The organism is Vibrio sp. 10N.222.49.A3, assembly GCF_041475145.1.
Lineage (GTDB): Bacteria > Pseudomonadota > Gammaproteobacteria > Enterobacterales > Vibrionaceae > Vibrio > Vibrio tasmaniensis_A.
Map to the genome: position 1 here is coordinate 1 of NZ_JBFRVM010000120.1, position 6,749 is coordinate 6,749.

At 41.2% G+C, this 6,749-nt stretch carries 5 protein-coding genes; 2 read left to right on the forward strand and 3 right to left on the reverse strand.

Annotated elements, in window-relative coordinates:
- Nucleotides 1–531 precede the first annotated feature (531 nt).
- Complete coding sequence (locus AB4589_RS18945) at nt 532–1,422, forward strand: DUF2971 domain-containing protein (RefSeq protein ID WP_372101502.1); 891 nt, start codon at nt 532–534, stop codon at nt 1,420–1,422.
- Nucleotides 1,423–1,635: 213 nt separating this feature from the next.
- Here AB4589_RS18945 and AB4589_RS18950 read toward each other — a convergent pair whose 3' ends face one another.
- Together AB4589_RS18950 and AB4589_RS18955 are read right to left on the reverse strand one after the other, a co-directional pair.
- Entirely contained in the window at nt 1,636–2,004 is a 369-nt protein-coding gene (locus AB4589_RS18950; protein WP_102370497.1) for a phage protein, read from the reverse strand.
- A 336-nt stretch (nt 2,005–2,340) separates the two neighbouring features.
- Complete coding sequence (locus AB4589_RS18955; RefSeq protein WP_017102204.1) at nt 2,341–3,204, reverse strand: GyrI-like domain-containing protein; 864 nt, start codon at nt 3,202–3,204, stop codon at nt 2,341–2,343.
- Nucleotides 3,205–3,797: 593 nt separating this feature from the next.
- Here AB4589_RS18955 and AB4589_RS18960 point away from each other — a divergent pair.
- Entirely contained in the window at nt 3,798–4,619 is an 822-nt protein-coding gene (locus tag AB4589_RS18960) for a hypothetical protein (RefSeq protein WP_102556581.1), read from the forward strand.
- Between the two features lie 86 nt (nt 4,620–4,705).
- Here the strand turns inward: AB4589_RS18960 and ltrA are convergent, their stop codons facing one another.
- Nucleotides 4,706–6,052 (reverse strand): group II intron reverse transcriptase/maturase, encoded by a 1,347-nt coding sequence (ltrA, locus tag AB4589_RS18965; RefSeq protein ID WP_102502984.1) that lies wholly within the window; start codon nt 6,050–6,052, stop codon nt 4,706–4,708.
- Nucleotides 6,053–6,749: the final 697 nt, after the last annotated feature.

Below are 6,749 nucleotides of genomic sequence, written 5' to 3' on the forward strand. Positions count from 1 at the left end.
AGGATATCCATCGAGAGTGAATGTAATTTCAGGTATAAGGCCAGTACGAGAGAGTAGGAACGGGTTAAATGTCTTTATTCTAAACTAGGTATTCATTGGCCGCTGCTTGGGCACAAAAACGTTCCTTTAACCCTATGCAGCCCAATAAAGTATCCTCTTAAAATGGTAGCGATCGTATTGGTACGCTGCTATTTGTTCTAATGAATCATTAGAGTAGTAGCTCTAGCTCATTTCTGCCCCATTGTTGGATAGACCTTTTACTCATTCACATCCTGTTCATGGGGTTTTGCCCTACTAGAAGTTATCCATTCTTCTAATGCTGTTCGTCGTGAATCCCCGTGTTGTATCACGGGGGTAAATTCGACCTATCCATCAGCACTCACAAAACCCTGCTCTAGTTGCAAGCTTGCGCGCTAGTTCTTTATTTTCATTCTTACGGTAAGTAATTGTTAACAAATAAAAGAGACTAGTATAATTACGCTCATAGTGAGTTTCGTCTAATAGCGATATGTTGATATAAGGGTAAATTAATTGAAACGAGTTAAAGTAGGACAAAGTCTAGATAGTGAAATGGAACTGTGGAGATACATGTCAATCGAGAAGTTAATTGATTTACTCAATAACAAACGGCTTTTCATGACACCATTGAGCTACTATCAAAAAACAGACCCATTTGAGGGCTTTGTACCAAAAATTATTTTTGAGTTGACGACTGATATTGCTTTTGATCAACTTAAAGAGCTTGAACAAAGAAACTTGCAAGCCGAAAAGGTATTTAGAGAACAAGTCGATTCTGGCCTCATAAAGCCAACTGAACAGCAGCTTCTTGCAATATCTACGATTAAGCCACGATTGGAACAAGAGAAAGCTAATATCATTCCAAGGCATAACAAAATCTCAAAATCGACGTGTGTTCATTGTTGGTATCACAGTAATAGTGAGTCTGAAGCTATGTGGAAATTGTATTCAGACAGTGGGAAAGGAATTGCGATCAAAACTACTGTAGCTTCGTTAGAATCAGCCATTAATCTTTGTGAGCCTACAGTTCCATTATTGATGGGACGTGTAAAGTACCTAGATTTTTTGTGCGATAAGTTAACGCCACAGGACTGCCTAACAGATGGGGTCACATCTCCTTTACTTAAAAGAAAAGAGTATGCACATGAAAATGAAGTACGTTTGTACTCAGTGCCTCAAGGTATGAATGCAAAGGAATGGGCAGCCTATAAGCCAAGTCCTATACTGGTTGATATTGACGTATCAACACTAATTGAAGCGATTTACATATCACCTTATATTGGCGAACCATTCACTTCTAGTGTTTATACGCTTTGTGAGCTATTTGACATACCAAAAAACAAAGTTATCAATTCAAAGTTACTTGATAATTATGAAGAAGTGTTACTTGGCTATAGAAAGTAAATGTATAAAGCTTGTCCAGCTTTACGTTAGCAAAAAAGCCGAACTCAATGAGTCCGGCTTATTTCTCCTGATATGACCAAAAAGGAGGACTGGGTATCTAAACAGGACGTGTCTTCACTCCAGTCAAAATCACCTTATCAACAAAGATCACTTCATGCGAACCAGGATAACTAAGTTTTGAATTGGCCTTGAGAAAACCATGCTTTTCTAATCCTATCTCTTAATATTCGCTATCGCTCTAGCAAGCCCAAGTAAGTGGGTTGAAGTCTTAATCTCTAACTCTGACTGAATTCCCAAAAGTGCAATTCCTGCCAATATTTGTTGAGGCCTCACCACTTGGCCAGTCGGCAGCTCCATTCTGTCGTATAACATTTTGAACTGTATCCAGTCTTCGCTAATGCTTAGTTCTCGACCTTTTGCCATTCTCATAAGCCGTTTGCACTCGGGCGGGATTGGATTTCCCTCATCCCAACCTGTGACAGTTCTCACAGATTTAAAACACAGTTCAGCAACCTCTTCCTTTGTCATTTGGCACTCTAACTCTCGAAAAATGTAATTCTTACTCATTTCGCGATACTTCAATGATAAAACCTCTAAATACAAGAGGTTGCAATACATATATAAGATATGCACCATTAAACATAATCAGACAAAGTGCGCACTGTACAAAGGCGTATTAATTGGCAAATTTGCCTTATAAAAAGTTATTCATGAATCACTAATATTAGAATTCCTGAAACTCATTTTTGCCCCATTTCGCGTTAACGTAATTACTCAGAAGAGAACCATGTCACTGAAGTCGCCTTATTTTTCCTCATGGTTAGCAACAGAGAAACCGCAATAAAAAGCACCTATACCAAGCAACATGTAACAAATCGGCGGTGGTTTGATACGCTGACCACCGCTCATAGCCACATACTATTTAATTGGTAGGTAGATCTCCGTTAACAACTCACATTCATTTACTTCATGAACAAAATTTAAGTAACGGAAGTAACAAGGGTAGTCTCTTAATTCTTCTTCACTATTTGGCAGCCATTTTTGATATAAGTGATAAACGGTATCGCCAATGCTGTCATGGCTTCCTTTATGGACTGCCATGGCGCACCTCCCACTTGGTATTGTTCCAGATTTAATTCCATAGGCATTATCTGGAACCTCTCCTTCGTGCGAGCCACAGATATCAAACTGAAACTGATCATCTGGCGTATCGCTTGGGTCTGAGTGAGGAATACCAAATGTTTCGCTGGTTTTTATTGGAGATAAACCTGTTGATTTTCGCCAATTTATAAACTTAGCTGCTGTCTCGTATACTAGTCGTGGGCTACCTTTATGTTCAATTAATGCAACTTCTCTTTTTTCGAAATCTACGATTTGAACATCCATTACACTTTCTCCTGTTATTGGTGGATGATATTCATACTTTGAGTGCCAAGAACGCCACTCAGGCTGATTTCTAAATTGGGAAGGTGTTTGCCCAAATATCCTTGAAAAAGCACGGGTAAAAGCTTCTAGGCTTTCGAATTGAGCTTCAAAAGCAATATCAGTAACACTGAACTCTGACTCAAATGCTAACCTAAAGGAAGCTCGTTTCATTCGTGCAAGTAACACATACTGCATAGCACTGATCCCCATAAACGCCTTAAAGATACGGTGAAAGTGGTACTTTGAACTGGCAGCCACAGTACTGAGATGCTCAAGTGAGAACTCGTCGTCTAGGTTACTATCTATAAAGTCGCACACTTTCTTTATCTGTCGTTCATGACGTTTTATCACGCTCATTGTTTTTGATACTCCAACTCAGAAATCGTAGAGATGATACCCACGAAGATTTAATTATGCCTGATTGAAATTGCTGGATGACGGCTAGAATAAAGCTTATGGAGGACGAATAGGTATGCTTAGTTACCACACCAACAAGTAATAACGCACTTTTTAACTGCATGGTACTCAGTGCTTACTTCAGTCCAGAGTTTTATCAGCAGTGATCATCGTTAGCAAAGTTCTGCCCCAAAGTGAGCCAGAGAGGGATTGAACTCAGATTCAAACTCAGGAACTTGTCTTACTTTTCCTCATGCCTAAAGTTCTAACCCACTAGACCACTAGAGACTGATCTTCAAACACAATTACGCACGAATACGTTGTTAAAGTGTTTCTAAGCTATTGAATAGTCGATAACTAAATGGAAGTTCTTCAGTGATAACGTGCCTTGAATTGGAAGCAATGTGTGTTTGCACGGTTTGCACCTGAAAAATCGGATTTATACTGCATTATATTCTTATTTTTCAGTTGGTTAAGTGGTGGGCTTGGGATACACTGAAAGTGTGAATCCGTGCCTGCACGATATTAAAATGTTAGATTTTTAAGGGGACATTGTGACATTTCAACTTAAACAAGTTTCAGAGCATGGTACTGCGAATCCTATTGTTGCTAGGCTCTCAATACAAACTAGTGAACTTATACAATTCAGTAGCTTAGAAAAAAATAGACAAGATGATGTATTTGCACTCTATCATGGAGAAGTTCAGCCTAGGCTGTTAGAGTGTGATGATATTGCACAAGAAATATCAAAAGAAATCATGGCAATTGTGGAAGAGTTAAATGAAAACGGACTTATAACTCAGTCTCAAGGTCGAGTTATTGAGGTCCCACATTTGATACGATTAGAACAGCGTGTTGAACAATTTTTGTATTGTGCTAAATCGGCATTAAGAGACCTTTCAAAACTTTTTGGATTATTCTTCGGTAAAGAGTTTAACGAAGCTCGTTTTGATAAGATTCATTCTTGGGCTGTTGATAAATTTGGTGAAGATTCAGAACTTGCTATGCTAATTAAGCAAGATCATGATTTATGGATAAAGTCGGTAGTTGCTATGCGTAATGCGGTTGAGCATCCTGGTGGCTATTCTGGTAATTTGCATATTCACAACTTTGAACTAATACCGGATCCTTATTCTAAGCAGTACAAGCTTAGTGAACCATATTGGCACAGGAATGATGATCCTAAAGCACCTATAGCAAAAGACCTACTAGTTTTTGTTACTAACATTTTAGAGTTTTGCGAGGATTTACTAGTTATATGTATCAAAATGACTGGTTTTCCGGACTTCCTACAATTTGTTCAAATTCCTAAAGACATTCGCAATGATGAATGTGCCAAACGATTAAAAGTTGCACCTGTTGATGGCAAAATCTAATCGGGTAGCCGAGGGTGTCTAACCCTCAGCCCCCACACCACCCTGCATGCGGCTCCGCACAGGGCGGTTCATTTAGAACGCCTAACCTAAACTTTCTGGTTAGGGTAATGAACTGCGATCCATCCATCTCTTAGTGAAAATAGTCCCGCTTTCTTAAGGTATTCATTACTCAGTGCTTGCTGTATTCCGGGGGTCTTCGAACTTCGCCATGGACCTTTACTTGTGATACCACAGCCAACGGCTGATTGGATCCTGACACCACGTTTAAGTAAGTTTTGTACTTTAGTCCGTGGTTTTCGCCATTGACGCCAGTAGCACATACGTACGCGACGACGGATCCAATGGTCTAGGTCGACACACCCTTGATAGGCATTGGCAATGCCAAAGTAGTTGATCCAACCTTGCAGGTATTGCCGCACTTTAAACAGTTGATAACTCATGCTTACGCCCCAGTTTCGGTTCGTCAGCCGTCTCATCTTTTGTTTGAAAATGTGCAGCGTTTTAGCATGCCACTGGATCTTGCCTCGGTTAAATGTAAAACCTAGAAATTTACTTTGACTTACTTTAACCACTTGGCTTTTCTGTTCATTAACAACCAGTTTCAGCTTAGTAGCTAGGTAATGAGTAATACTTTTGAGTATCCGTTCACCTGCTCGTTGAGACTTTACCAAGATGATAAAGTCGTCCGCGTAGCGGGCGAATTGATGCCCTCGGCTTTCCAGCTCTTTATCCAAACTATCTAACATAATATTTGATAGTAATGGCGAGAGGGGGCCGCCCTGAGGAACACCTTCAAAGCTTGCTTCAAATTGCTCATTGACCATCACACCAGCCCGTAGGTAACGACCAATAAGGGCCAATAGGCGCTTATCCTGAACCTTACTCCTTAGCTGAGTCATGAGTAAATCATGATTAACTCGGTCAAAGAACTTAGACAGATCAACATCCACGGAAAAATTGCGTTTCTGTTTGATGATATCCCTAACTTGCAATACCGCTTGTTTGGCATTTCTGTTCGGCCTAAAGCCAAAGCTGTTAGCCGAGAAAAATGGGTCAAATAGCGGGGTGAGTATTTGGGCAATCGCTTGCTGTATGACACGGTCAATAACGTTAGGGATCCCCAATTTACGTTTACCGCCATCGGGCTTATCGATCTCTACGCGCCTGACCGCTGAAGGTTGATATTCTCCTAACTCAAGCTGGGTTTTACACTGTTGCCAGCCGCCTTGTTGCATCCATTGCGGGAAAGCGTCGATGGTCATCCCATCGATGCCTGCCACGCCTTTATTGGCTTTAACTTGACGCCATGCTCGGTGTAAATTTTCAGGCTTGAGCAGTTGCTGAAATAGATCGTTGTTGAAGGCCGGTTGCAGATCAAGACGCTGCAGATAGTAATCGTCTGGCGACGTAGTGGGTATCGGCAAGTTTGACATGACTCCTCCTTCTTCTAAATGTTCAGGCCTTCACCATGTCCCATCCATTACGATGGGCGTTGGGCTACTATGCCGTCTGCTGACTTCTGCTTAATCACAGACCGAATTGCTCCGATCCGCGCTATCGTTATTCATCACTTTCGCTCGCATAAGTTGATGATGCTCACACGCCAGGCCCGTTGAACCAGAGGCCAAGCTGGTTAAGTTAACGATCGCTTGCTAAGCAGATCTCCCCAGATAAGAACATGAACTTTCTTTGCACTGCTGCATCATTTACGGTAGCCATTAGATCACGTGGTTTCGTCGTCTTGTGCCAACTCACCTCTAGCCTACGCCTCATATGATGTTCTTGTTCATCAGCTCGCAAATTTGCTAGCGGCTTCCTCTAGACCAACCCTCGCGGGTAAGCCCTTGCCATTCGCTAGTAGTTAACGTTTAATAACAGTACGTTATTTGAACGGTGATCTTCCTACAGAGGACTTTCACCTCATTAGTTCATGCCCATGCTGGGCGTACACAAATAAGGATTAAGGTGTTGCGCAGCCAACACTAAATCCCGAGTGTTGAACAAGCCTGAAGCCACTTTATTAAGTAAATTATTCGATGATGGTCGAGGGGCATTGCGCCTTGAACTGGTCTATTAACGCATGGCACAAAGTTAGTGACTTTCCATACTTGTAGGGCTCTTCTCCGCTTA

Excerpts from the sequence above, each read along its gene's own strand:
- AB4589_RS18955 (WP_017102204.1), bottom strand. The coding sequence starts at position 3,204 with ATGAGCGTGATAAAACGTCATGAACGACAGATAAAGAAAGTGTGCGAC.
- ltrA (WP_102502984.1), bottom strand. The coding sequence starts at position 6,052 with ATGTCAAACTTGCCGATACCCACTACGTCGCCAGACGATTACTATCTG.